Origin of the sequence: Rhizobacter sp. Root1221 (assembly GCF_001425785.1) — a bacterium.
Lineage (GTDB): Bacteria > Pseudomonadota > Gammaproteobacteria > Burkholderiales > Burkholderiaceae_C > Rhizobacter.
Genome location: NZ_LMDI01000034.1, coordinates 198189 through 223284, shown reverse-complemented (window position 1 = coordinate 223284; position 25096 = coordinate 198189). Strand labels below are relative to the sequence as shown.

Annotated in this window: 27 protein-coding genes; 11 read left to right on the top strand and 16 right to left on the bottom strand. The window is 68.6% G+C overall.

The genetic code is table 11. From position 1 onward, the window contains the following. Nucleotides 1-8: 8 nt before the first annotated feature. The 4 genes from glyS to ASC87_RS21930 form a co-directional block, all read right to left on the bottom strand. Complete coding sequence (gene glyS / locus ASC87_RS21945) at nucleotides 9-2120, bottom strand: glycine--tRNA ligase subunit beta (protein ID WP_056667384.1); 2112 nt, start codon at nucleotides 2118-2120, stop codon at nucleotides 9-11. Nucleotides 2121-2125: 5 nt separating this feature from the next. Further along, a complete protein-coding gene (gene glyQ / locus ASC87_RS21940; protein WP_056667381.1) occupies nucleotides 2126-3046 on the bottom strand; it encodes a glycine--tRNA ligase subunit alpha in 921 nt (306 codons plus the stop codon). A 79-nt stretch (nucleotides 3047-3125) separates the two neighbouring features. Then, nucleotides 3126-4646, bottom strand: coding sequence for an apolipoprotein N-acyltransferase (gene lnt, locus ASC87_RS21935; RefSeq protein ID WP_056667658.1), 1521 nt, complete (start codon nucleotides 4644-4646; stop codon nucleotides 3126-3128). Between the two features lie 100 nt (nucleotides 4647-4746). Further along, nucleotides 4747-5637, bottom strand: coding sequence for an HlyC/CorC family transporter (locus ASC87_RS21930; RefSeq protein WP_056667377.1), 891 nt, complete (start codon nucleotides 5635-5637; stop codon nucleotides 4747-4749). 167 nt (nucleotides 5638-5804) lie between these two features. Between ASC87_RS21930 and ASC87_RS21925 the strand changes: the two genes are divergently transcribed. From ASC87_RS21925 to hslU, 5 genes are all read left to right on the top strand, one after another. Then, complete coding sequence (locus ASC87_RS21925; protein ID WP_056667375.1) at nucleotides 5805-6839, top strand: GTP-binding protein; 1035 nt, start codon at nucleotides 5805-5807, stop codon at nucleotides 6837-6839. Nucleotides 6840-7038: 199 nt separating this feature from the next. After that, entirely contained in the window at nucleotides 7039-7956 is a 918-nt protein-coding gene (dksA, locus tag ASC87_RS31005; protein ID WP_235582241.1) for an RNA polymerase-binding protein DksA, read from the top strand. 16 nt (nucleotides 7957-7972) lie between these two features. Next, entirely contained in the window at nucleotides 7973-9631 is a 1659-nt protein-coding gene (locus ASC87_RS21905) for an STAS domain-containing protein (RefSeq protein WP_056667362.1), read from the top strand. A gap of 83 nt (nucleotides 9632-9714) precedes the next feature. After that, entirely contained in the window at nucleotides 9715-10251 is a 537-nt protein-coding gene (gene hslV / locus ASC87_RS21900; RefSeq protein WP_056667354.1) for an ATP-dependent protease subunit HslV, read from the top strand. Further along, nucleotides 10248-11594, top strand: a complete 1347-nt coding sequence (gene hslU, locus ASC87_RS21895) for an ATP-dependent protease ATPase subunit HslU (RefSeq protein ID WP_056667351.1) — start codon at nucleotides 10248-10250, stop codon at nucleotides 11592-11594. The genes hslV and hslU overlap by 4 nt, the downstream gene beginning before the upstream one ends. 114 nt (nucleotides 11595-11708) lie before the next feature. Here the strand turns inward: hslU and ASC87_RS21890 are convergent, their stop codons facing one another. Together ASC87_RS21890 and ASC87_RS21885 are read right to left on the bottom strand one after the other, a co-directional pair. Beyond that, nucleotides 11709-12476 (bottom strand): type III pantothenate kinase, encoded by a 768-nt coding sequence (locus tag ASC87_RS21890; protein WP_056667348.1) that lies wholly within the window; start codon nucleotides 12474-12476, stop codon nucleotides 11709-11711. Between the two features lie 22 nt (nucleotides 12477-12498). Further along, entirely contained in the window at nucleotides 12499-13143 is a 645-nt protein-coding gene (locus ASC87_RS21885; protein WP_157604194.1) for a hypothetical protein, read from the bottom strand. A gap of 179 nt (nucleotides 13144-13322) precedes the next feature. Here ASC87_RS21885 and ASC87_RS21880 point away from each other — a divergent pair, with 179 nt between their 5' ends. Next, nucleotides 13323-14159 (top strand): PPK2 family polyphosphate kinase, encoded by an 837-nt coding sequence (locus tag ASC87_RS21880; RefSeq protein WP_056667340.1) that lies wholly within the window; start codon nucleotides 13323-13325, stop codon nucleotides 14157-14159. Nucleotides 14160-14250: 91 nt separating this feature from the next. Here ASC87_RS21880 and ASC87_RS21875 read toward each other — a convergent pair whose 3' ends face one another. The 3 genes from ASC87_RS21875 to ASC87_RS21865 form a co-directional block, all read right to left on the bottom strand. Further along, the gene (locus tag ASC87_RS21875; protein WP_157604193.1) at nucleotides 14251-14856 is read right to left on the bottom strand and encodes a hypothetical protein; all 606 of its coding nucleotides are present in this window, start codon (nucleotides 14854-14856) and stop codon (nucleotides 14251-14253) included. A gap of 77 nt (nucleotides 14857-14933) precedes the next feature. Then, entirely contained in the window at nucleotides 14934-15227 is a 294-nt protein-coding gene (locus ASC87_RS21870) for a 2Fe-2S iron-sulfur cluster-binding protein (RefSeq protein ID WP_056667336.1), read from the bottom strand. Continuing rightward, entirely contained in the window at nucleotides 15224-16189 is a 966-nt protein-coding gene (locus ASC87_RS21865; RefSeq protein WP_056667334.1) for a GlxA family transcriptional regulator, read from the bottom strand. The genes ASC87_RS21870 and ASC87_RS21865 overlap by 4 nt, the downstream gene beginning before the upstream one ends. Nucleotides 16190-16299: 110 nt before the next feature. Between ASC87_RS21865 and ASC87_RS21860 the strand changes: the two genes are divergently transcribed. Continuing rightward, entirely contained in the window at nucleotides 16300-16938 is a 639-nt protein-coding gene (locus ASC87_RS21860) for a cysteine hydrolase family protein (RefSeq protein WP_056667332.1), read from the top strand. Between the two features lie 43 nt (nucleotides 16939-16981). Then, nucleotides 16982-17596, top strand: a complete 615-nt coding sequence (locus tag ASC87_RS21855) for a histidine phosphatase family protein (RefSeq protein ID WP_157604192.1) — start codon at nucleotides 16982-16984, stop codon at nucleotides 17594-17596. 67 nt (nucleotides 17597-17663) lie between these two features. Here ASC87_RS21855 and ASC87_RS21850 read toward each other — a convergent pair whose 3' ends face one another. Continuing rightward, the gene (locus ASC87_RS21850; RefSeq protein WP_056667655.1) at nucleotides 17664-18521 is read right to left on the bottom strand and encodes a DUF72 domain-containing protein; all 858 of its coding nucleotides are present in this window, start codon (nucleotides 18519-18521) and stop codon (nucleotides 17664-17666) included. Between the two features lie 116 nt (nucleotides 18522-18637). On the opposite strand from ASC87_RS21850, the gene sugE reads away from it, so the two are divergent. Then, complete coding sequence (sugE, locus tag ASC87_RS21845; RefSeq protein WP_056667652.1) at nucleotides 18638-18952, top strand: quaternary ammonium compound efflux SMR transporter SugE; 315 nt, start codon at nucleotides 18638-18640, stop codon at nucleotides 18950-18952. Here the strand turns inward: sugE and ASC87_RS21840 are convergent, their stop codons facing one another. Then, a complete protein-coding gene (locus tag ASC87_RS21840) occupies nucleotides 18953-19483 on the bottom strand; it encodes a glycine zipper 2TM domain-containing protein (RefSeq protein ID WP_056667325.1) in 531 nt (176 codons plus the stop codon). Between the two features lie 84 nt (nucleotides 19484-19567). Further along, the gene (locus ASC87_RS21835; RefSeq protein ID WP_056667322.1) at nucleotides 19568-19942 is read right to left on the bottom strand and encodes a hypothetical protein; all 375 of its coding nucleotides are present in this window, start codon (nucleotides 19940-19942) and stop codon (nucleotides 19568-19570) included. Between the two features lie 157 nt (nucleotides 19943-20099). On the opposite strand from ASC87_RS21835, the gene ASC87_RS21830 reads away from it, so the two are divergent. Both ASC87_RS21830 and ASC87_RS21825 read left to right on the top strand, forming a co-directional pair. After that, entirely contained in the window at nucleotides 20100-20288 is a 189-nt protein-coding gene (locus ASC87_RS21830; protein WP_056667317.1) for a hypothetical protein, read from the top strand. 212 nt (nucleotides 20289-20500) lie between these two features. Then, nucleotides 20501-22003: an AMP nucleosidase gene (locus ASC87_RS21825; RefSeq protein WP_056667314.1), complete on the top strand. Its 1503-nt coding sequence runs from the start codon at nucleotides 20501-20503 to the stop codon at nucleotides 22001-22003. Here ASC87_RS21825 and ASC87_RS21820 read toward each other — a convergent pair. The 4 genes from ASC87_RS21820 to ASC87_RS21805 are packed head-to-tail and all read right to left on the bottom strand — an operon-like array spanning nucleotide 21997 to nucleotide 25095. Then, the gene (locus ASC87_RS21820) at nucleotides 21997-22695 is read right to left on the bottom strand and encodes a 4'-phosphopantetheinyl transferase superfamily protein (protein ID WP_056667311.1); all 699 of its coding nucleotides are present in this window, start codon (nucleotides 22693-22695) and stop codon (nucleotides 21997-21999) included. The genes ASC87_RS21825 and ASC87_RS21820 overlap by 7 nt on opposite strands. Further along, nucleotides 22677-23915, bottom strand: a complete 1239-nt coding sequence (locus tag ASC87_RS21815) for a beta-ketoacyl-ACP synthase (RefSeq protein ID WP_056667308.1) — start codon at nucleotides 23913-23915, stop codon at nucleotides 22677-22679. The genes ASC87_RS21820 and ASC87_RS21815 overlap by 19 nt, the downstream gene beginning before the upstream one ends. Beyond that, nucleotides 23912-24646: a 3-ketoacyl-ACP reductase FabG2 gene (locus ASC87_RS21810; RefSeq protein ID WP_056667305.1), complete on the bottom strand. Its 735-nt coding sequence runs from the start codon at nucleotides 24644-24646 to the stop codon at nucleotides 23912-23914. The genes ASC87_RS21815 and ASC87_RS21810 overlap by 4 nt, the downstream gene beginning before the upstream one ends. Then, on the bottom strand, nucleotides 24643-25095 hold the full coding sequence (locus ASC87_RS21805; protein WP_056667301.1) for a hypothetical protein: 453 nt from the start codon (nucleotides 25093-25095) through the stop codon (nucleotides 24643-24645). Before ASC87_RS21805 ends, ASC87_RS21810 begins: the two co-directional genes overlap by 4 nt. Nucleotide 25096: the final 1 nt, after the last annotated feature.

The window sequence follows — 25096 nt, the reverse complement described above, 5'->3', positions numbered from 1 at the left end:
GAGTCCAGTCAGGATGCGAGCTTCGAGAGGTCGGCCACGCGGTTCATCGCGGCGTGCAGGCTGGCCAGCAGCGCCAGGCGGTTCGCACGCAGCGCCGGGTCTTCGGCGTTGACCATCACGCCGTCGAAGAACGCATCCACCGGGGCCTTCAGCACGGCCAGCGCCTGCAGCGAGGCGCTGTAGTCGCCCCGCTCGAACGCGGCGGTGGACGGGCCGTTGGCCGTGCGCAGCGCCTCGAACAGCGCCTGCTCCTGCGGTTCCACGAACCGGGCCGGGTCGGGCACGGTGCCGGCGACCCCTTCGGATTTGTTCAGGATGTTGCCTACGCGCTTGTTGGCGGCGGCCAGGCTCGCGGCCTCGGGCAACGCGGCAAAGGCCTTCACGGCGGCCAGCGCACGCGGCACCTCGTGCACCCGGCTGCTGCGGCGGCTCAGCACCGCGTCGATCTCCTGGGCGGCATACCCCTGGTCGCGCAGGCTCACCGCCAGGCGGTCGAACATGAAGTCGACCACGAGGCCCACGGTCTTGGCGGGGTCGGCGATCAGCGGGCCGAACGTCTTCACCGCGGTGTCGATCAGCGCGTCGATGTCGAGCGCCAGCTCACGTTCGACGAGCATGCGCACCACCCCGAGGGCGTGGCGGCGCAGCGCGAACGGGTCCTTGTCGCCGGTGGGCAGCTGGCCGATGCCGAACAGGCCCACGAGCGTCTCGAGCTTGTCGGCCAGGGCCACGGCCACCCCGACGTCGTTGCGCGGCAGTTCGTCGCCGGCGAAACGCGGCTTGTAGTGGTCCTCGATGGCGGTGGCGATGGTGTCGCCTAGGCCGTCACCTCGGGCGTAGTAGCCGCCCATGATGCCCTGCAGCTCGGGGAACTCGCCGACCATGTCGGTCAGCAGGTCGGCCTTGGCGAGGTTCGCCGCGGTGTCGGCCTGCGCGGCCAGGTCGGCGCCCCCCAGGCGTTCGCCGATGGCACGGGCGATGCCCCGCACGCGCTCGACGCGTTCACCCTGCGTGCCCAGCTTGCCGTGGTAGACCACCTTGGCCAGGCCCTCGACACGGGACGCGAGCGTCTTCTTGCGGTCCTGGTCGAAGAAGAACTTGGCATCGGCCAGGCGGGGGCGCACCACCCGCTCGTTGCCACCGACCACGCGGCTCGGGTCGGCCGGGCGGATGTTGCTGACGATCAGGAACTTGTTCGTGAGCTTGCCCGCGGCATCGAGCAACGGGAAGTACTTCTGGTTGGCCTTCATCGTCAGGATGAGGCATTCCTGCGGCACCGCGAGGAACTCCTCCTCGAACTGGCACAGCAGCACGTTCGGGCGCTCGACCAGTGCGGTGACCTCGTCGAGCAGCGCCGGGTCGTGGATGGGCACGAGGCCTTCGCGGTCGGCCGCCACCTTGAGCTGGCGGGCGATCTCGGCGTGGCGGGCGGCAAACCCGGCGATCACGGCGCCCTGCTCCTCGAGCTGGCGTGCGTAGTGGTCGGCGTCCTGCACCACCACCGGGTCCACGTCCGCCTCGAAACGGTGGCCATGGGTTTCGCGGCCCGACACCAGGCCCAGCGCCTTGATGGACACCAGGTCGGCGCCGTGCAATGCCACGAGCCCGTGGGCCGGGCGCACGAAGTTCACGCTCGTCCAGCCGTCGGCCAGCTGGTACTGCATGACCTTCGGGATGGGCAGCTTGGTCAGCGCTTCATCGAGCGCCTTCTGCAGGCCGTCGGCCAGCGTGGCGCCCTTGACCACCGTGTCGAGGAACAGCGCCTCGGCCTTGCCATCGGGCTGGCGCTTGAGCTGAGGCACCACGGCCGCATCGAACCCGAGGGCGCCGAGCTTCTTCAGCAGCGCGGGCGTGGGGTTGCCGGCGGCGTCGAGTGCCACCGCCACGGGCATCAGCTTCTGCGACACCGGTTTGTCGTCGGCGTGGGCGCGCACGCCACTGATGTGTGCACCGAGCCGGCGCGGCGACGCGAACGCGGTCACGGCCGACTGGGCGGTGGCCAGGCCCGACGCACGCAGGCTCTCGGCCAGGGTGTGGGAGAAAGCCTCGCCGAGCGCCTTCAGCGCCTTCGGCGGCAGCTCTTCGACGAACAGTTCGAGCAGCAGGTTCTGGGTGGTCATGGTCTTCAGGCCGCCTTCTTGTGGTCCAGCGCGGCAATGACTTCGTCGGCCCACGCCTTCGGCGCCATCGGGAACCCGAGGCGCGCACGGCTCTCGAGGTAGCTCTGCGCGACGCTGCGCGCGAGGTTGCGGATGCGGCCGATGTACGCGGCGCGTTCGGTGACGCTGATGGCACCCCGGGCATCGAGCAGGTTGAAGCTGTGCGCGGCCTTGAGCACCTGCTCGTAGGCGGGCAGCGCCAGCTGCGTCTCCATCAGGTGTTTGGCCTGCTTTTCATGGGCAGCGAAGGCCGTCAGCAGGAAGTCCACGTCGCTGTGCTCGAAGTTGTACGTGCTCTGCTCCACCTCGTTCTGGTGGTACACGTCGCCGTAGCTGAGCGTGTCGGTCCACTTGAGGTCGTAGACGCTGTCCACGCCCTGCAGGTACATGGCCAGGCGCTCGAGGCCGTACGTGATCTCGCCGGTGATCGGCTTGCACTCGATGCCCCCCACCTGCTGGAAGTACGTGAACTGCGTGACCTCCATGCCGTTGAGCCACACCTCCCAGCCGAGGCCCCAGGCGCCGAGCGTGGGGTTCTCCCAGTCGTCCTCGACGAAGCGGATGTCGTTGGCCTTCAGGTCGAAACCGAGCGTTTCGAGCGAGCCCAGGTACAGCTCGAGGATGTTGGCCGGCGCGGGTTTGAGCACCACCTGGTACTGGTAGTAGTGCTGCAGGCGGTTCGGGTTCTGCCCGTACCGGCCATCCTTCGGGCGGCGGCTCGGCTGCACGTAGGCGGCCTTCCAGGGTTCCGGGCCCAGCGCGCGCAGGAACGTGGCGGTGTGGCTGGTGCCGGCGCCGACTTCCATGTCGTAGGGCTGGAGCAGCGCACAGCCCTGGCGGTCCCAGTAGTCTTGCAGGCGCAGGATGATTTGCTGGAAAGTCAGCATGGTGGTGGTGTCACGGGAAAAAGGGGCAAGAGGCGGGATTTTACGGGCCCGCCGTCCCGCCGGCGCGGTTTGGCGCGGTTCAGTCCTCGCGGCGGCGGAGCACGAGCGCGAACAGCATCGGGACCAGGGCGCCGAGCGCGAGCGGCAGCAGCCCGAAACGCGCCGCCCACCAGGCGAACGGCGTGATGCCGACCCGGCCGGTCACCGGCGCCACCAGCACGCCCTGGGTGAACGGCGCCAGCGCGTCGGTCACCCGGCCGGTGTGGTCGATCACCGCGGTGGTGCCGGTGTTGGTGGCACGCACCATGGGACGCTGGAACTCGAGCGTTCGCATGCGGGAGATGTGCAGGTGCTGGTCCACGGCGATGGTGTCGCCGAACCAGCCGATGTTGGTCAGGTTCGCGAACATGGTGGGGGCCACATGTTCGTCGGCGAACCGGGCCGCCAGTTCCTCGCCGAACAAGTCCTCGAAGCAGATGTTGGGAGCGATGCGTTCGGTCTTGACCGGGAAGGACGACGCCACCCGCGGGCCGCGGCCGAAGTCGCCGAGCGGGATGTTCATCAGGTTCGTGAACCAGCGGAAGCCGGCCGGGATGAACTCGCCGAACGGCACCAGGTGGTGCTTGTCGTAGCGGTAGAAGCCGTCGGTCATCTTGACGGTGTCACGCGAGATGCCCACGGCCGAGTTGGTGTAGTTCGTCTCGAGGTTGCCGAGCGGCCGGCCGAAGAGCCCCGCCTGCGGACCGCGCTGGAAGTGCTTGAGCAGCGGTTGCCAGTATTCCGGCGGCAGTTGCTCGGGCAGCAGTGGCACGATGGTTTCGGGGGCGATGACCAGGTCGCCCTTGGCGGCCATCAGCTTGTCGGCCGCCCAGGCCAGGTTCTGCGGCAGCACCTCGACCGCGAACTTCTCGTTCTGCGGCACGTTGGGCTGCAGCAACGCCAACTGCAGCGTGCCGCTCGCCCCGCTGAACGTGGGCAGCTTCAGGAAGGCAAGGCCCGCGAGCACGATGCCGGCGGCGCAGGCGCCCACGACGGCAGCGCCGCCCGGTTGGGAGGCGTCGCGCAGGCCCAGCACCAGCAGCGCCGCCACCACCGCGGCCACCGCACCGATGCCGTACACCCCCACGAGCGGCGCGAGCGCAGCCAGCGGGGAATCGACGTGGGCATAGCCCGAGGCCGCCCAGGGGAAGCCGGTCAGGATGAACCCGCGCGCCAGCTCGGCCAGCAGCCAGCAGCCACCGAAGATCAGCGCATCGAGCCAAAGCCGGTTGCGCCGCATCATGGCAAACAACGCCATGGCGGCGGCCAGGTACAGCGCCAGGAACGCCGACAGCGCGAACACCGCGCCACCGGCCAGCGGCGCCGAGAGCCCGCCGTAGCGGTGCATGCTGACGTACAGCCACCAGGTGCCCACGCACAGCCACGCCGTGCCGAACGCCCAGCCGAGGAACGCCGAGCGTCCGATGCCGGCACGGGCGACCCGGTGCGCGAGCCCGGCCGCGCACAGCAGCTGCAGCCACCAGAATTTCGGGTAGGCGGTGGGCAGCGCGTGCAACCCACCCAGCAACACCACGAAGATCAGGTCGAAGCCGACGAACACGCGGTCCGTGGCAGACGCCTTGCGGCGCGACGACGACTGCTGGCGGCCGGCTCGCGGGTCGGGTTGTTGTTTGGACGAAAGTCTCGTAGATCGTTTTTGTTCAGGCACCATCGCTCCCCAAGGCCACTTCCTGGCTGCGGGTGACCTTGAACCAGCGCACCGCCCCGCCCCGGGTCAGCATGACCGAAAACACGAGGTTCGCGATTGTCACGGATTCCCCGCGCCGCGGCACCCGGCCCAGTTCCTGGGCCACGAGGCCGCCGATGGTGTCGAAGTCGTCCACGGGCAGGTCGACCACGAAGGCCTCGTTGACGGCCGCGATGTCGGTGTCACCGGCCACCCGGTGGCTGCCGTCGGCCAGCGTGTAGATGCCCGACTCGCCGTTCTTGTCGTCGAATTCGTCCTCGATCTCGCCGACGATCTCCTCGAGCACGTCCTCGATGGTGATCAGCCCGGCGGTGTTGCCGAACTCGTCGACGACGATGGCCAGGTGGTTGCGGTTGGCGCGGAAGTCGCGGAGCAGCTCGTTCAGGCCCTTCGATTCGGGCACGAACACGGCAGGCCGCAGCAGCGTGCGCAAGTTCAGTTCCGGGGCCCGCTGCAGCTTGAGCAGGTCCTTCGCCATGAGGGTGCCGATGATGTTCTCGCGCGACCCTTCGTACACCGGGAAACGGGAGTGCCCGGTGTCGATGACGGCCCAGAGCAGCTCCTCGTACGGGGAGTCGATGGAGAGCACGTCCATGCGGGGCGTGGGCACCATGGCATCGCCGGCGGAGAGGTCGGCCATGCGGATGACCCCCTCCAGCATCATGCGGGATTCGGGCGCGATCAGCTCGCGGTGTTCCGCGTCGGCCAGGGTCTCGATCAGTTCGTCGCGCGAGTCGACGCCCGGCGAGACGAACTCGACGAGCCGCTCGAACAAGCTGCGCTTGTCGGCGTGGGGGGCATGCTTGTCCCCTTTGAAAGGGCGACTCGGGTGAGGGTCGGGCATCGCGCCGGGGCGGGGAGTTCAGATGGCAAAAGCTTAACAGCAGTAGGCATATGCCCGCGCTGCAAGGCTTGACACATCTGGTACCTTCTACGAAATTCCTTGTCAACCCCGGCGCCCGAACCCCCTTTCCGGGGCCCCCGGCGCACTCCCTCCTCAGCAGGCCTCCCATGAGTCTCATCCCCGCCACCATCCTGACCGGCTTCCTCGGTTCGGGCAAGACGACGCTGCTCAAGCGCGTGCTCACCGAGGCCCACGGCCAGAAGATCGCCGTGATCGAAAACGAGTTCGGCGACGAGAACATCGACAACGAGATCCTCGTGCAGGACAGCAAGGAGCAGATCATCCAGCTGAACAACGGCTGCGTCTGCTGCACCATCCGTGAAGACCTCCGCAGCACCCTGGCCGACCTCGCCGAGAAGCGCCGCAAGGGCGAACTGCAGTTCGACCGGGTGGTCATCGAAACCACCGGCCTGGCCGACCCCGGCCCGGTCGCCCAGACGTTTTTCATGGACGACGAGGTGGCCGAGAACTACCTCCTCGACTCCATCCTGACCCTGGTGGACGCCAAACACGGCGACCAGCAGCTCGACACCCGCCAGGAAGCCCGCATGCAGGTGGGTTTCGCCGACCAGATCTTCATCAGCAAGGCCGACCTGGTGGACGGCCCGGCGCTGGAGGCCCTGAGCCACCGCGTCAGGCACATGAACCCCCGTGCACCGCAAAAGCGCGTCAATTTCGGCGACGTGCCCTTGTCCGAGGTGTTCGACCTGAAGGGCTTCAACCTGAACGCCAAGCTCGAGATCGACCCCGACTTCCTCAAGGCGGACGACCACCATCACCACGATCACGGCCATGATCACGAGCACGGCGAACACTGCGACCACCCGCACCACCACGCCCACGACGACGACGTGAAGTCGTTCGTCTTCCGCTCGGACAAGCCGTTCAACCCGGCCAAGCTCGAAGACTTCCTCGCCGCCATCGTCCAGGTCTACGGGCCGAAGATGCTGCGCTACAAGGGCGTGCTGAACATGAAGGGCAGCGACCGCAAGGTCATCTTCCAGGGTGTCCACCAGTTGATGGGCAGCGACCTCGGCCCCACCTGGGCCAAGGGCGAGAAGAAAACCAGCAAGATGGTGTTCATCGGCCTCGACCTGCCGTCCGACGTGTTCCGCCAGGGCCTGGAGCAGTGCCTCGTGTGAGGCTTGCTCAAGGAATCGCGGAACCGTCCGAAATGACCTGAATCCCCTGCGGGGGCCTGCCGCCGGGCGGCAGGGGGGCTGTGCCGATCAACGGGCAGCGGACGCGCAACGTGGCTACAATCCGCGGCGCCCGATCTCCGCTCCCGGGGTGCACATGGCCCCCATAGCGGGTATAACTGCCGTTGCGAGGAGATTTCCAGTGAGCAAGACCCCGGTCCAGCGAACCAGCGCAAGCAAGCCAGCGGCGAAGAAGCCGGCACCGGCGGCGAAGGCCTCTGCCAAGTCTCCGGCAAAGGCGTCTTCCACCGCGAAGCCGGCAGCCAAGGCAGTCTCCAAGCCCGCAGCCAAGGCCGCGCAACCTCCCGTTCAACCCAAGTCAACCCCGACCGCCGTGCCGACCAAACCTGCCCCCAAGACTGAATCGACCCCGGCGAAGCCAGCCGCCAGAACGGCCGCTGCGCCCGTGGCCGAAACCACGGTCGCGGACTCGTCGGTCGTCAAGGCCTCGTCTCCGCGTGTCGCGGCCGCCCGGGCGGCCGCAGCGCCCCCGGCCGCCCCCATTCCGCCGGCCACCTCGCGCTTCGCGGACCGCTTTGCGCCGCCGAGGCCTCCCACCCGCCAAATGAATTCTTCCGTGATCGACGTGACCAAAACCCCTCACAAGGCCGACCCCAAACTGGCCAACGCCTGGAAAACCAAGTCCGGTGCCGAGCTGACCGAGGCCGAAGTGCTCGCCATGCCCGACAGCGAGTACATGAAGGACAAGCAGATCGAGTTCTTCCGCGCCAAGCTGCAAAGCCTGAAGGACGACCTGCTCAGCAACGCCGGCGAAACCACCGAGCATCTGCGCGAAGACACCTCCATCGTGCCCGACCCGGCCGACCGCGCCACCATCGAGGAAGAGCACGCCCTCGAGTTGCGCACGCGCGATCGTGAGCGCAAGCTCCTGAAGAAAATCGCACAGTCACTGGTCCGGCTCGACTCGGGCGATTACGGTTTCTGCGACGAAACTGGCGAACCCATCGGCTTGGGCCGCCTGATCGCCCGGCCGACCGCTACACTGTCCCTCGAGGCCCAGCAACGCCGAGAACTCAAACAGAAGATGTTCGGCGACTGACGAACTTCCCCTCGACATGGCGGACAACAAAGACAGCTCCAGTTTTTTCCGAAAGGTCGTCAAATTCGTAGCCAACCCGGCCACGGATTGGGCGCAGCTCGGTGCGCCCACTGAAGACGCGCGCGAGAGCGAGTACGCCAAGTCGGAACTGAAAGCCATGATCGAGCGCAAGCGGCGCAACGACTTCGTGCGCAAGCGCGAATTCGACATGCTCCGCAAGGTGCGCCGCGAGGGCCTGACCAGCGAGCAGCTGGCCACCCTCGGTGGGTCGTCCCGCATCGACGACTCCGAAGCCCGCATGCCCGAAAGCGGGGCCAAACCCTACAGTGGCGTGAAGGCCAAGATCGACGAGATCGAGCAGCAGATGGTCGGTGACGGCCTTGCCTCGCCGTCGCGCCGCACGCCGTCGTTCTACGACGCGCCCACGCAGCCCGCCGCCATCGGCTACGCCGCCACCCAGCCCGACAGCAGCCTCAGCCGCGGCGCGCCGCCCGCGCCTGCCGCCGTGGTGATGAGCCCGGGGCTGTCACCGCTCAACGGCAGCGCCGAATCGTCCGAACTCGGGCGGCCATTTGCCGCCGAGGTCAGCGAGGTCGAACACGACCCCGAACTCGACGAAGCCGTCATCGCTTTCGCCAACGCCGATTTCGAACTGTGCGAGGAATCGCTCGCGTCGCTGACATCCAGCGCTGGCCCGCGGGCGCAACACGCTGAAACCTGGCTCGCGCTGTTCGACCTGTACCGGGCCATCGGCCAGCAGCAGAAGTTCGAGAGCCTCGCCCTCGATTACGCCCAGCAGTTCGGCTGGTCGGCACCTCAATGGTTCTCGATGCCGCGCCTCGTGGCCGAAGCCGCCAGCGAGGAACGCCGCCCCAGCAATGCCCGCATCGACGGCAACGTGGGCTGGGTGTGCCCCACCCTCGTCGAAGCCGACACCGTGGCCGAACTGCGCTCGCAGACGCTGCAGATGCCGCTGCCGTGGGTGTTCGACTGGAGCGCCCTGCAATCCATCGACGCCGAAGGCTGTGCCCGCCTGAGCGAACTCTTCCGCAGCTGGATGGGCCAGTCCATCGACATGCGCTGGGTGGGTGGCGAACGCCTCCTCCAGGTGCTGCAAGACACCGCCCCCGCCGGCGTGCGCGATGCCGACCCCGTGTTCTGGCAAGTGCGCCTCGACGCGTTGCGCCTGGCCAACCGCCCCGACCAGTTCGACGAAGCCGCCATCGACTACTGCGTCACCTACGAGGTGTCGCCGCCGTCGTGGGAACCCGTCACGTGCCAGGTGCGCATCAGCGGTTCGAACCTCAGCACCCAGTCGCCGCCCCTGTCGGTGGTGAGCGACGTGTCCACCAGCTTCCAGGAGTCCCAGCTCATCGACGAGCCGGGCGTGGTGCAGGTGGCCGGCGTCGAACTCTCGGGCCAGCTGGTGGGCGACATCAGCGCCACGCTGGCGAAGATGCACGACGACCTCGGCAGTGCCACCATCGTCAACGTGTCGTGCGCGCGCCTGATCCGCGTCGACTTCATCGCCGCGGGCGACCTGCTGAACTGGGTGCTCGCCCGGCGCAGCGAAAACCGCTCGGTCAGCTTCTCCGACGCCCACCGCCTCGTGGCGCTGTTTTTCGGCGCCATGGGCATCAACGAACACGCGAAGGTCAAGGTCCGCATCGTCTGACCTGACCGGCCCGGCCTTGCGGCCGTTGTCTTGTTTCGCGCGCGGGGGGTTGAACCTGGCGCGCCCGCCCGGATCTGAAGCCCATGGAAAATTATCACGGCACCACCATCCTGAGCGTGCGCCGGGGCAACATCGTTGCCCTGGGCGGCGATGGCCAGGTCACGCTCGGCAACATCGTTGTCAAATCCACCGCCCGCAAGGTGCGAAAGCTCTACCGTGACCAGGTGCTCGCCGGCTTTGCCGGGGCCACCGCGGACGCGTTCACGCTGTTCGAGCGCTTCGAGGCCAAGCTCGAGAAACACCAGGGCCACCTGGTGCGCGCCGCCATCGAACTCACGAAGGATTGGCGCACCGACCGCGTGTTGCGCCGCCTGGAGGCCATGCTGGCCGTGGCCGACCGCGAGGCTTCGCTGATCATCACCGGCAACGGCGACGTGCTCGAACCCGAGCTGGGCGTCGTGGCCATCGGCTCCGGTGGCGCCTACGCCCAGGCGTCCGCCCGCGCGCTGCTGCAGCACACCGACATGGCCCCGCGAGACATCGTCAAGCGCTCCCTCGAGATCGCGGGCGACCTCTGCATCTACACCAACCAGCAGCACACGATCGAGGTCCTGGAATGAGCACGATGACACCGCAAGAAATCGTGTCCGAGCTGGACCGCCACATCGTGGGCCAGAAGGACGCCAAACGTGCCGTGGCCATCGCGCTGCGCAACCGCTGGCGCCGCCAGCAGGTCGATGAAAGCCTCCGTGGCGAGATCACGCCGAAGAACATCCTGCTGATCGGCCCCACCGGTGTCGGCAAGACCGAGATCGCGCGCCGGCTGGCCAAGCTCGCCGATGCGCCGTTCATCAAGGTCGAGGCCACGAAGTTCACCGAGGTGGGCTACGTGGGCAAGGACGTGGACTCCATCGTGCGCGACCTGGTCGAGATGGCGGTCAAGCAGGAACGCGAGCACCAGATGCGCCGCCAGCGCGTGCGCGCCGAGGACGCCGCCGAGGAGCGCGTGCTCGACATCCTCGTGCCGCCCGCCCGCAGCGCGGGCAGCGACTTCGGCCTCACCGCCAGCACCCCTGCCCCGGCCGACAACACCGCCCGCCAGGTGATGCGCAAACGCCTGCGCGAGGGCTCGCTCGACGACAAGGAGATCGATGTCGACCTGGCCGAGCCGAAGCCCAGCTTCGAGATCATGAGCCCGCCCGGCATGGACGAGATGGCCGAGCAGCTCAAGGGCATGTTCGCCAACATCGCGCCCACCAAACGCAAGACCCGCAAGCTCAAGATCGCCGAGGCACTGAAGGTCATCGCCGAGGAAGAGGCGGGCAAGCTCGTCAACGAGGACGAGATGCGGAGCCGGGCGCTGGCCAACACCGAGCAGAACGGCATCGTGTTCCTCGACGAGATCGACAAGGTGGCGTCGCGGTCCGACACCGGCGGCGCCGACGTGTCGCGCCAGGGCGTGCAGCGCGACCTGCTGCCGCTCGTGGAGGGCACCACGGTCAACACGAAGTACGGCATGGTCAAGACCGACCACATCCTCTTCATCGCGTCCGGCGCGTTCCACCTGAGCAAACCGAGCGACCTGATCCCCGAACTGCAGGGCCGCTTCCCGATCCGTGTCGAACTCGGCTCGCTGAGCGTCGACGACTTCGAAGCCATCCTGACCCAGACCCACGCGAGCCTGCTGAAGCAGTACCAGGCGCTGCTGGCAACGGAGGGGGTCACCCTCGAACTGTCACGTGACGGCATCCGCCGCCTCGCCCAGATCGCCTGCGACGTCAACGAACGCACCGAGAACATCGGCGCCCGCCGCCTGTCCACCGTGATGGAGCGCCTGCTCGACGAAATCAGCTTCGACGCCCCCAACCGCAGCGGCCAGACCATCTCCCTCGGTGCCGCCGATGTCGACGCCAAGCTCGGCGAACTCGCCAAGAACGAGGACCTGTCGCGCTACATCCTCTGAACGAGCCGAGCAAGCGAAGCGAAGCACCAGATCAAGCTACCGCCGAGCCCGGGTCCCCCGGGCGACCGCGGGCGCCCCCTTGGGGGGCAGGAGCGAAGCGACGTGGGGGCCTAATTAAAGTGCCAAGCGGTGGGACTGCAACGCCAAGAGGCCATCGAACACGAGGCGCTCCACCGTCTCGAACTTCAAGTCCGTGATGGCCGCGAGCTTCGGCGACGCCCCGCCGCTCATCAGCAGCACCGGCTCCTGGCCGCAACGTTCGCGCAGGTTGCGGTGCATGCGTTCCACCGCCCCCACCATCGCGCTGGAACCGCCGGTCATCAGCGCGTCGCTGGTGTTGGTGGGGAAATCGACGATCTCGCCGGTGGGCACCTTCAGCCCGGCCGTGCTCATCTCGAGCGCCCGCTGCATCACGCCGAAGCCCGGCAGGATCAGGCCGCCCAGGAAGTTGCCGTCGGCATCGAGGGCGTCCACCGTGACGGCGGTGCCCACCATGACGACCAGCACCGGCCGCGGCCCGCCGTGTGACAGCACCCGCTGCCGGGCGCCGATCAGCGCGACCCAGCGGTCGGTGCCCAGGCGGCCCGGGTGGTCATACCCGTTGGTGACGCCGGCGGCATGCGCCGACGACACCACCCAGCGCGGGTCGATGTCCCAGAGTTCGAGCTGCTCCTCGACGCGGCGGCGGATGCCCTCCCCCGCGACCACACACCCGAGCATGCTGCCCGGCGGGGCCAGGTGTTTCCATTCGGTGTCGGCGAGTGTGTCGATGGTTTCGAGGAACACCGCGCCGTGCGCGATCAGGGGTGCGCCCGGGAACGGCGAAGCGTACTGCCCCCACTTGAGGCGGGTGTTGCCGATATCGATGGCCAGGAAACTCATGCGAGGCACGAGGGCTGGAGGGTCAGGTCACGGTCTGGGTCGACAGCAGTTCTCGAACGCGCGACATCGTCTGGCTGGCCCACAGCCCCTTGAAAGGCTTGGTGATGCGCAACTCTACCTCTTCCAGCAGGAGTTCCAGGTCGGCGCGAGAGCGGGCCCGGCGCAGGCGCAGCAGCGTGAGCGACCCGGCCATCGGCGCCTCGGCTCGCACGGCCCGCACCATCAGGTCGCGGGCCTCCTCGAACGAGGCGTCCTGGCCCTCGCGAATCAGCGAATCGAGTTCACCCATGTCCGACGGCGGCGGCTCGTTCAGGACGGAATCGATCAGCGTGGACTCCGGCTGCAGCGTGAGAGACGCAGGCAGCAGGCTCACGACGGAATCGGGGCCCGCGGATGGCAGGTCGACCAGGAGCGGACGCGGTGCCGGCGGAATCTCGGCAAGCGGCATGGGCGCGCTGACCGAAGCGTCGACCTCCTGGGTCAACTCGATCATGCCCAGTTCGACCAGCTCGTCGAAGCAGTTCTCGGCCGCGCCCGCCTGCATCGCCGTCTGGCGCACCTGCACTTCGCCGCGCTTGCCGTCAACGAGCAGCAGCACCGTGCGGTGACGCTGGCTCAGCTTGCGTTGCCGGCTGGCGAGTTCCGCCACGGCTTCAGGGGTTTTCACGGGGACGGATCGAGTAGCCAACTTCAAACTCCTGCTGCCTCTGCCTCGGGGGTGCCTTGCCCCGTCGTTCTGGGCCGGATTGTGCAGGCAATCCGCCCCGCCGTCCTCCCCCGTCGTGGGTGGACGGCTCGCCCTACACTGCCGGGAACCCCGATGAACACGGGTCAGGAGCCGGATCGATGCCTTCCAAGCCCACCGACGCAAGCCCTTACCAACACGCCAAGGCCGGCGCCGGCTCGAACCGGTTCCATCTCACCCGCGTGTCACCAAGCGACAAACCGTTTTCTTCCGGTGACAAGGTTCGTGATCGCGCGCGGGTGGATGAACTCGCCGTCGAACTCGACGTGCGCCAGAACCTGCTGTACGCCGACCGGCGGCACAAGTTGCTTGTGGTGCTGCAGGGCACCGACACCAGCGGCAAGGATGGCACGTTGCGCGGTGTGTTCGGCCGCATGAGTGCGCTCGGGGTCAAGACGATCGGCTGGAAGGCGCCCACCGAGTCGGAGCGCGCCCGCGACTACCTGTGGCGCATCCACCAGCAGGTGCCGGCCGCTGGCGAGATCATGGTGTTCAACCGCAGCCACTACGAGGACGTGCTCGTGCCTCCGGTCAACGGCTGGATCACGAAGGCGCAGACGAAACAGCGGTACGCCCACATCAACGACTTCGAGCGGATGCTCGTGGAGACGGGCACCACGGTGTGCAAGTTCATGCTGCACATCTCGAAGGACGAGCAGCGCGACCGCCTGCAGGAGCGCCTCGACGACCCCACCAAACGCTGGAAATTCGCAGCCGACGACCTCTCGGTGCGCAAGCAATGGGACGACTATCAGGCCGCCTACGAGGCGCTGATCTCGGCCACCGGGACCCCATGGGCGCCGTGGACGGTGGTGCCGGCCAACTCGAAGACCCACCGCAACCTGATGATCGCGACGCTGCTCAAGCGCACCCTCGACGGGCTGGACCTCGCGTACCCGCCGGACGACCCGGCACTCGCCGGCCTCATCGTGAAGTGACCCACAGTTCGGCTGCGCGTCGCAGGAAGCTGGCGCTGACAGCAAAACGCCTCGGAGGACCGGGGCGTTTTTCATCGGATGCGCGGGCCGGTCAGACCGGCGTCCAGGCGATCGTGTAGTCGATGGCGGTGGGATACCCGTCGGCGCCCAGCGTGTCACCACCGAAGTAGAGCCGGTTGTTGTAGCGGATCATCAGGTCCTTGTCGGACGCGGCCTCTTGCTGCACTGTCACGCGGTACAGCACCAGGGACGAGTTGGGATCCTGGATGATCAGCTCGCCGTTCACGACGTCGGCGTCGACATCTGATGCGACCGTGGCCCTGATGTCGTCCAGGGCGCTCGTGAAGATGCCGCGGCGTGCCGTGGTCGTGCCGCTGTTCGGGGCGCTCACGGTCACCGTGCCGGCATCGGCCAGTGCAATGGTGGGGAAGTCCACCACCGCCACCAGCACCCCACCGCACGACGGGCTGGCAGCGTAGACACGCTGGCTGAGCGCAATGCCCGTGGTGCTGAACGTGATGGTCGTGCGTGTCGACCCGACCGGTCCGTTCGTCATGGCCTCGCATCGCGTGAAGCTGCCGCTCACCGTCGTGGTGTCGCCCGGATCGACGTCACCATCGGGATCGTCACCACCACCGCACGCGGCCAGCACGGCCGCCACGGAACACACCCCCACCAACCGCCAGAATTTCTGCATTGTTGCCCCTTACACAAAAGAGTCCCGCGCGAGGATAGCGCAACCACGGCAGGGCGTCTGCTCCAGACCCGGCCTGGTCAGGCGCCGGCCGCGTTTGGCACCTGCAACGTCAGCGCCGACTCGGGCCGCGCCACACACGGCAGGATGTAGCCCTCCCGCTTTTCCTCGGCACTGAGCCCCGGCCACGCGATGCGGTAGCTGACCTGCCCGGCCACGGCCAGGCACATGCAGGTGCGGCAGGTGCCGTTGCGGCACGAACTGGGCAGCACCACACCGGCGGCCCGCGCAGCGGCGAGCAAGGTGTCGTCGCGCGGGGCGTCGAATTCCCGGCCCAGCGGCTCGATGCGCACGATGAAGATGTCGCCGCTCACCGTGCGGCACCCTGGAACTCGCGCCGGTAGGCCGATGGCGAGGTGTCGAGCGCAGCCGCGAAGTGCTGGCGCATCGAGAGCGCGGAACCGAACCCGGCCTCGGTGGCAATGTGGTCGATGGAGCGGCGAGTGGTCTCCAGCAACTGCTGCGCGAGCGCCAGGCGCTGCCCCTGCAGCCAGCGGCCCACCGTGGTGCCGGTGGCCTCGCGGAAGCGCCGCGTGAACGTGCGCCGGCTCATGCGTGCGCGTTCGGCCAGCGCGTCGAGCGTGTGGGGCTCGTCGAGATGGCCGGCCACCCACTCGAGCAGTTCGGAGAGGCGGTCGCCCTGTACCACCGTGCGCACGGGCAACGCGATGAACTGGGCCTGGTTGCCCTGGCGGTGCGGCGCCACCACCATGCGCCGGGCGGCGCGGTTGGCCACTTCGGCCCCACACACACGGCGCATCAGGTGCAGGCAGCAGTCGAGCCCGGCGGCGGTGCCGGCGGACGTCAACACGTTGCCGTCGTCGACGTACAGCACGTCCGCGTCCAGGCGCACTTGCGGGTACCGTTCGGCAAACTGCGCCGCGAGGTTCCAATGGGTGGTGGCCGGGCGGCCGTCGAGCAGGCCGGCCTCGGCGAGCACGAACGCCCCGAGGCACAGGCCCACCAGGATGGCGCCCCGCGCATGGGCGTCGCGCAACGCCTGCAGCAGCACCGGCGGGGCGGGCCGCAGGTCGTCGTGCCACGACGGCACCACCACGATGCCGGCATCGGCCAGTGCGTCGAGCCCGCGCTGCACGTCGATCCGGAACCCCGCCTGCGTGCCGAGCAGCCCGGGCGCCCACGAGCACACCCGGGTCTCGAACCGGGGCACGCCGGCATCGGACCGGTCTTCACCGAACACGAGGCACGGCACGGACAGGTGAAAGGGGCTGATCCCGTCGAACGAGACCACCGCCACGGTGGAGGCTGGCAACATGGCCCGATTCTAGCGAAAGTTGTCGTTCGGGCCACTGTTGACCCGGGACCCTGGTTCGCAGAATGGCACCCATGGACAGCCTTCGCTGCCCGCCACCAGGAAAACACACCATGACCGCTCCCCGCCGTGCCCTTGTCGTGATCGACGTGCAGAACGAATACTTCACCGGCAACCTGCCCATCGAGTACCCGCCGGTGGACATCACGCTGCCGAACATCGGCCGCGCGATGGATGTGGCCGCGGCGGCGGGCATCCCGGTGGTGGTGGTGCAACACACGGCGCCGGCTGGTGCGCCGGTGTTCGACAAGGGCACCCACGCCTGGGAACTGCACCCCGAGGTGGCCCGGCGTGCGCGCGACCACTACATCGAGAAGCACCAGGCCAGCGTCTTCACCGGCACCGATTTCGAAGGCTGGGTGCGTGCGCACGGCATCGACACGCTCACGATCGTGGGGTACATGACCCACAACTGCGACGTGTCGACCACGCTGCAGGCCTCGCACCTCGGCCTCAAGGCCGAGTTCCTGGCCGATGCCACGGGTGCGCTGCCGTACGAAAACAGCGCCGGACGGGTCAGCGCGGAAGAGATCCACCGGGCGTTCAGCGTGGTGTTGCACAGCAACTTCGCGGCGGTGGCCACCACGGCGCAATGGACCACGGCCGTGCGCGCCGGCGAGGGGCTGCCGATGGACAACGTGCCGATGTCGAACCAGCGCGCCCGGGCGACAGCCGCCGAACACCGGGCGTGATAGAACGGCGGGGCCCAACTTGTGCCACAGCCCGGCCCCGCCCATGTCGATCATCTTCGTCCGCCACGGTGAAACGCTGCTCAACGTGGCCCGCACGCTGCAACCCGCCGACACCCCGCTGAGCCCCACCGGCCTCGCGCAGGCCCAGGCCGTGGCCCGGCGCCTGGCCGGCATGGGCATCGGCGGCATCGTGAGCAGCGACCTGCCCCGCGCGCGGACCACGGCCCAGGCCATCGCCGACGCCACCGGTCTGCCGGTGCGCGAAACCCCGCTGCTGCAGGAACGCAACTTCGGCGACCTGCGCGGGCGGTCGTACGACAGCCTCGGCTACAACCCGCTCGACATGGAAGAGGCCCCGCCGGGTGGTGAATCCGCGGCGGTGTTTTTCGACCGTGTGGCGCAGGCCTTCGACGACGCGGTGCGCCACCGCCATGCCCTCTCGGCGCCCCTCGTGGTGGTGACTCACGGCCTCGTGATCCATGCGCTGCTGCAACGCCACCTGCATGTGGCCGGACCCCATGCGGTGCCGGTGCGGATGGGGAACACGTCCCTCACGGTGTGTGACGCGCTGCCGCCCCACGGCGTGAGCCTGGTGGACTGCACGGGGCATTTGTCGGGTGCCGTCGTGGACAAGGCGGCGAGTTTGTCGGGGGGCTGAGAGACTGGGGGGCTTTCGATCACGCCCGCCATCCCGCGAAGCCCCCCCTGGCGGGGCGCGGGGCGTGTCACAGCGGCGGCGGCGGCTCCCACCCCAGGCGCTGCAGCAGTGCCTGGGCGGCCAGCGGCGCCTTTTCCTTGGCGCCGGCGATGAACAGCATGAACACCTCGCGCGGGCGGCCCGCCTTGCCGGGGGGTTCCACACGCGGCAGGTCGGCGGGCTCACCGCCCGCCTGCCAGCGCTGCGCCACCTCGGCCCAGGCGTCGAGGGCCTTGGGCGCGTAGCCGGCCTTCAGCGTGGGCTGGGTGCGCATGAGCCGGGCGTAGACGAAGGGGCCGGTGAGGTCGGCGAAGACGGGGTAGTCGTCGGAGTCGGCGAACACGGTGGCCACGCTGTGTTCACGGGCCAGCGCCAGGTACTCGGGCACGGCGAAACTCGGGTGCCGCACATCGAGCACGTGGCGCAGCGGCAGGCCGTCCACCTCGGTGGGCAGCATGTCGAGGAAGGCGGCGAGGTCGGCGGCGTCGAAGACCTTGGTGTCGGCGAACTGCCACACGAGCGGCCCGAGCTTCGGGCCCAGCTCGGCAATGCCGCTGTGGATGAAGCGGTGCACCGAGTCACCCGACTCGGCCAGCACGCGGCGGGTCGTGGCGTAGCGGGAGGCCTTGACGGAGAACACGAAGTTCTCAGGGGTATCGTTGCGCCACTTGGCAAAGGTGGACGGCTTTTGCGATCCGTAGAAGGTGCTGTTGATCTCGATCATCGACACCTGCCGGCTCGCCCAGGCCAGTTCCTTGGACGCGGGCAGTTTCTCGGGGTAGAAGGTTTCGCGCCACGGCGCGTAGTTCCAACCACCGATACCGACCCGGATGGGGGGTTTGTTCACCAACAGGCACCTCGCCAAAAAGTTCGCAACAGGGCCCATCTTCACGCATGACGGCTGCAAGCCCCCTGCCAACATGGGTGGTTACCGCACCACAACCAAGGCGGGTCCATGCGCTGGCTAGACTGGCCGCCCGTTGCACCCCGATGGAGAACGTGATGCCCTGGACCCTGCTCGTTGTCGCTGGCCTGTTCGAAGTGGCCTGGGCGGTGGGCCTGAAATACACGGACGGCTTCTCGAAGCCGATGCCCACGGCATTGACCGTGGGCGCGATGCTCGCGAGCATCGGCCTGCTGGGCCTCGCGATGAAACACCTGCCGGTGGGCACTGCCTACGCGGTATGGACCGGCATCGGCACGGTGGGCACGGTGCTCCTCGGCATCGTGCTGCTGGGCGACTCGGCCTCGCCCGTGCGCCTCGGGTGTGTCGCGTTGATCATCCTCGGCATCGCCGGGCTCAAGCTGACGGCCTGATCACAGCCGGATCAGCTGGTTGCCCTCGACCCGCACACGGTCACCCACCTCCAACCCGTCGCGCGAATCCACCCGCACGCTGCGGATGTCGCCGTCGTCCATGCGCACCGACACGCGGTAACCCACCACCTTCTCGGATCGGCGCTTCTCGATCTGGTTGCCCGCCACCGCCCCGCCCACGGCACCCAGCACGGTGGCGGCCTTCTGGCCACTGCCGTCGCCAATCTGGTGGCCCACGACACCCCCTGCCACACCACCGATGACCGCCCCGGCACCCGTGGGCCGCGCCGTTTCGGTGAGGGCCTCGACCCCGGTCACCCGGCCCAGGTGGCGAACCACCGGCGGCGCTTCGCGGTCGGCCGCCGGCCGCACGCGCGGGGCCGGCGCCGGTGTGGTGACCGGTGCCGCCGCGCCTTGTGGCGGATTCACCGGGTCACCCCGCTCCGGGCCGCAGGCGGTCATCACGGCCGCGGACGCGATCGAGGTCAGCACGACCAGCAGTGTGGAAGGGAGATGGCGGGGGACGTTCATGAGGAGCCTCGTCGATCTGGTGCAGTGACCGGATCTTCCCGCCAGGCGCTGGCGGGGGCTGCCCGCCGACCGCGGATCGGGCCGTCAGCCGCCGCCGAACCGTCCGTAGGACAACACCAGCCCGGCGGCCAGCAGCACCAGCAAAACGGCGTTGAGCGCCACGAGCCAGCGCGCCCGGGCCCGCAGCACGCCGATGGCGTCGACGACAGCCGCGTTCTGCTCGGCCAACGCGGCGATCAGCTTGGCCGACGCCTGCTCGCGGTCGGCCATCTCCTGCAGGCGCACCTCCAGGAGCCGAAGGCGTTCGTTCGGGTCGGCGCCGGGGGGCACCACGGGCGCGGGCTCGTCTTCCGTGCGGGAGAACATCTTGCGCGCGCCCTTGACGATGGCCGGTGCGGCCGTGATCACATCCCCCCAGGGGACCACCTTGAGTGCGGTGATGAAACTGCCGAGTGCCACGGGGAAGGTCCTTCCAGTAAAAGGGACGGGGGGACGGCCCAGTGTAGTCATCCTCCTACGAGGTGTCGCTCGGTCGCCTGATACCCGGAATGCGACTCGGGCGGCAGCATCTTGTTCCATGAACCGGCGATGACGACGGCTCACCAGGAGCAGCACCATGAGCAACGACGAAGCGTGGACGGAAGACGTGAACCGCTGGTACTACGGAGGCACTGCCCCGGAAGCCTACCGCGACGAATCGTCCGCCGAAGAAGCCATCGGCTACGAGGCCGCCCACCCGGCGCTGCAAGCCCTGCACTGGCCCGATGCCCCGTGGCTCGCCGCCACGGCCCCGCTCGTACCGTGATCCCGCCCCGGGTCGCCTCACCGAGAGTCGCCCGGATGTGAATTCCGTTCCGCCACCCGGGAAGACGCCACGTCCAACGCGTGGCGCTGGGCCACCGCCGCGGGCCGGGTGGCATCGAGGGCGAGTGGCTGTCGGCCGCGCAGGGCGGTTCGTCGATGGGGCCTACTTGGGCGTGTCACCCGCCCGCCCCGCGGACACCGCACAATGGGACCATGGCCACACCCACCCTTCTCAAAGCGCAGTCCTTCACCGACGCCGACGCCGCCCTGGCCCATGCGTCCACCATCTACAACGCCGGCATCGGCCACCTCCGTGACAGCCTGCAGCGGTTCGTCGCCGGCGAAACCCTCGGGCAGCACGTGCGGGCGTGTTACCCGTACCTGCGTGTGCACACCGACACGGTGGCCCGCGCCGACAGCCGGCTCGCGTACGGGTTCGTGGCCGGCCCCGGCACGTACGAAACCACGCTGACCCGCCCCGACCTGTTCAACGACTACTACCGCGAGCAGTTCACGCTGCTGCTGAAGAACCACGGCGTGTCGCTCGAGGTGGGCCTGAGTTCCCAGCCCATCCCGGTGCACTTCTCGCTCGCCGAAAACGATCACCTCGAAGGCAGCCTCACCCGCGAGCGCCGCCTGCTGCTGCGCGACCAGTTCGACCTGCCCGACCTGGCCGCCATGGACGACGGCATCGCCAACGGCACACACGAACCGGAACCCGGCCCCGACGGCCGCCCGAAGTTCCCGCTGGCGCTGTTCACCGCTCCGCGCGTGGACTACTCACTGCACCGGCTGCGCCACTACACCGGCACCGCGCCCGACCACTTCCAGAACTTCATCCTGTTCACGAACTACCAGTTCTACATCGACGAGTTCGTGCGCCTGGGCCACGAGGCCATGGCCAAGGGTGACAGCGAGTACACCGCGTTCGTGGAACCGGGCAACGTGGTCACGCGGCGCTCGGGCCTGCCCAGTGAACCCGGGGACGACACCGGCATCGCCCCGCCGCGGCTGCCGCAGATGCCCGCCTACCACCTGATGCGGGGCGACCGCGCCGGCATCACCATGGTCAACATCGGCGTGGGCCCGGCCAACGCGAAAACCATCACCGACCACATCGCGGTGCTGCGCCCGCACGCGTGGATCATGCTGGGCCACTGCGCCGGCCTGCGCAACACGCAGGCCCTCGGTGACTACGTGCTGGCCCACGGCTACGTGCGCGAAGACCACGTGCTCGACGAAGACCTGCCGCTGTGGGTGCCGGTGCCCCCGCTGGCAGAAATTCAGGTGGCGCTCGAATCCGCCGTGGAGGAGATCACGCAACTCAAGGGCTACGAGCTCAAGCGCATCATGCGCACGGGCACGGTGGCCAGCACCGACAACCGCAACTGGGAGCTGCTGCCGTCGCACCATTCGGCCACCACCCCGGAGCGCCGCTTCAGCCAGAGCCGGGCCATCGCACTCGACATGGAAAGTGCCACCATCGCGGCCAACGGCTTCCGCTTCCGGGTGCCGTACGGCACGCTGCTGTGTGTCAGCGACAAACCCCTTCACGGCGAGATCAAGCTGCCGGGCATGGCGAACCACTTCTACCGCGAGCGGGTGGACCAGCACCTGCGCATCGGCATCCGCGCCGTCGAGCTGCTGCGCTCGCAGGGGGTGGACCAGCTGCACAGCCGCAAGCTGCGCAGCTTCGCCGAAGTGGCGTTTCAGTGACCGCCTGAATCGGCCACCCGCCACGCGGCGGGCGGCCGGCCGCCGAACGGGCCGGGCCGGAACCATGCCGGCAGCCCGCCTTCGTGCACCCACGCGAGCGTCACGCCGGCATCGGCCCACGTCCAGGCGTTCCCGCCCTCACCGGGGCAGGTGGCCACTTGCGCCAGGCGCCCGGGGCTTGCGCCCTCGGTGCGGCGTTTCAGCCAGGCTTCCTTCAGCGTCCACCGTTCGCGGAACGCTGCGTCACGTGCCGGGCCTTCGAGGGTCACCAGGTGGGCCCGCTCGTCGGGCGTGCACACCGCGGCGGCCAGCGCCAGCGTGTCGCGCGGGCGGCCGGGCGTTTCCAGGTCGAGGCCGGCCGGCGTGGCCGACAAGGCACCGGCCACCCACTCCCCGCTGTGGCTCAACGCCAGGTGCACGCCGTTGGCCGGCGACAGCACCGTGGGAGGCAGGTCGTCCGGGGCCGACAGGACCCATCCGAACGGATCACCACCGAACGTGCCGGCCAGCAGGCGCCGCAGCAGCAGGCGGCCGGCCAGGAACTCGGCGCGGCGCTTGCCTGAGGTGATGCGGTCGAGCCGGGCCCGTTCGGGCGCGGACAACACGGCCACCAACCCGGTTTCCGCCTCGGCCGCGAGCGGCGCGGTGCGCTCGAGCCAGAGGACCGCGCGGGTCAGCGGCTGTTCGGCCACCGCCGGAAGATCAGCGAGGTGTTCAGGCCGCCGAACGCGAAGTTGTTGCTCATCACGACGTCGGTCTGCAGGTCGCGGCCGGTGCCGGTGACGTAGTCGAGCGGTGCGCAGCGCGGGTCCACGTCCACCAGGTTGATCGTGGGCGCGAACCAGCCGTCACGCATCATCTCGATGGTCATCCACGCCTCGAGCGAGCCGCAGGCGCCCAGCGTGTGGCCCATGTAACTCTTGAGCGAGCTGATGGGCACCTGTTCGCCGAGCACCTTGCGGGTGGCCTCCGACTCCATGATGTCGCCCTGGTCGGTGGCCGTGCCATGAGCGTTGACGTAACCGATGGCGGACGCCGGCAAGCCGGCATCGTCGAGCGCGAGCTGCATCGCGAGGCCCATGGTGTCGGCGTTCGGGTGCGTGACGTGTTTGCCGTCGCTGTTGGTGCCGTAACCGATCACCTCGGCGAGGATCTTCGCGCCGCGCGCCTGGGCGTGGGACAGTTCCTCCAGCACCAGCGTGCACGCACCTTCGCCCAGCACCAGGCCGTCACGGGCCGCGTCGAACGGGCGTGGTGTCTGCTCGGGGGCATCGTTGCGCACGCTCGTGGCGAACAGCGTGTCGAACACTGCGGCGTCGATGGCATGCAGCTCTTCCGCACCGCCGGCCAACATGGCCACCTGCTTGCCCGCCTGGATGGTCTCGTACGCGTAGCCGATGCCCTGGCTGCTGGACGTGCACGCGCTCGACGTGGTGATCACGCGCCCCGTGATGCCGAAGAACACCCCGATGTTGACGGCCGCCGTGTGCGCCATCGACTTGATGTACGTGTTGGCGGTGATGCCCTCGGTGGTGTTGCCGGTGATCATCTTGCCGAACGCACCGATGGCCCCCGGCGAACCGATGGACGAGCCGTAGGCAATGCCGAGGCGGCCGCTGCCGAGCAACGGGTCGCCCACGAGGCCGGCGTCTTCCAGCGCGAGTTCAGTGGCCCGCACGGCCAGCACGGCCACGCGGCCCATGCTGCGCATGGTCTTGCGGTTGTAGGTGTCGGGCAGCTCGAATGGCTTGGCCATGGAGCCGAGCCGGGTGTTGAGCCCCTCGTAGATGAGCCACTCGGGCATGACCTGCACGCTGTTGCGCAAGCTGCGCAGCTGGGTGCGCACCGTGGACCAGTCATGGCCCAGCGGACTCAGGGCACCAACGCCCGTGACAACGACACGCTTGGTCATCCCACCATCCCCCCGTTGACCGATATGACCTGGCGGGTGATGTAGGCCGCATCCGGCGACATCAGGAACGCCACGAGCGCCGCGACTTCGTCGGGGCGGCCCATGCGGCGCATCGGGATGATCTTCATGGCTTCTTCCTGTACTTCCGGCGAAATCATCTCGGTGTCGATCAACCCCGGCGCCACGCAGTTGACCGTGATGTCGCGCTTGGCCAGTTCGATCGCCAGCGCCTTCGTGGCGCCGATGATGCCCGCCTTGGCGGCGCTGTAGTTGGCCTGGCCGCGGTTGCCCACGAGGCCGGAGACGGACGCGAGGGTCACGATGCGCCCCGCCTTGCGGCGCCGGATCATCGGCATCACGAGCGGGTTCAGCACGTTGTAGAAGGCGTCGAGGTTGGTGTGGATCACCGCATCCCAGTCCTCGCCGGACATCGCCGGAAACGCATTGTCACGGGCGATGCCGGCATTGCACACCACCCCATAGTAGGCGCCATGGGCTTCCACGTCGGCCAGCAGCGCGGCAGCGGCGCTGGCGCGGTCGGCCACGTCGAAGGCCAGCACGCGGGCCTCGCGGCCCAGGGCGCGGGCTTCATCGGCCACGGCCTGCGCCTGGTCGACCCCGTTGCGGCAGTGGATGACCAGGTCGTGCCCCGCCGCGGCAAGCCGCAGCGCGATGGCCCGGCCGATGCCGCGGCTGGACCCGGTGACGAGGATGGTGGAGTCGGACTTCACGGAGAAACACCCTTGAGGAGGCTGGTGCCGGCTTCCGGCACAAAGACGGACAACCGGGCCGTGGCCAGCTCGGTGTCCTGTTGGAGGATGCGGCAGTCGAACATGCCGAGGCCGTTGTCGGCGACGAACTCCTGGTGCGCCTCGACCCGCAGCACCATGCCCGGCACGAAGTCGGACACGGCCGCGTGGTAGCGCCGGGTGCCGAGCAACATGCCCTGGCGGGGCTCCCGGCCCTCGGCCAGGTCGCGTGCGCCAGACCAGGCCGCGATGGTCTGGGCCATGTATTCGATGCCCACCCAGCCGGGCACCCGGCCGTCATGCACGAACAGGCCGTCGGCCGGCACGGTGACCTCGGCCACGGCGTGCAGCGGGCCCGCGTCGAGCAGGCGATGGATCAGCAGCATCGGGTCGCGGTGCGGCACGTAGGATTCGATGGGCAGCAGGGCCATC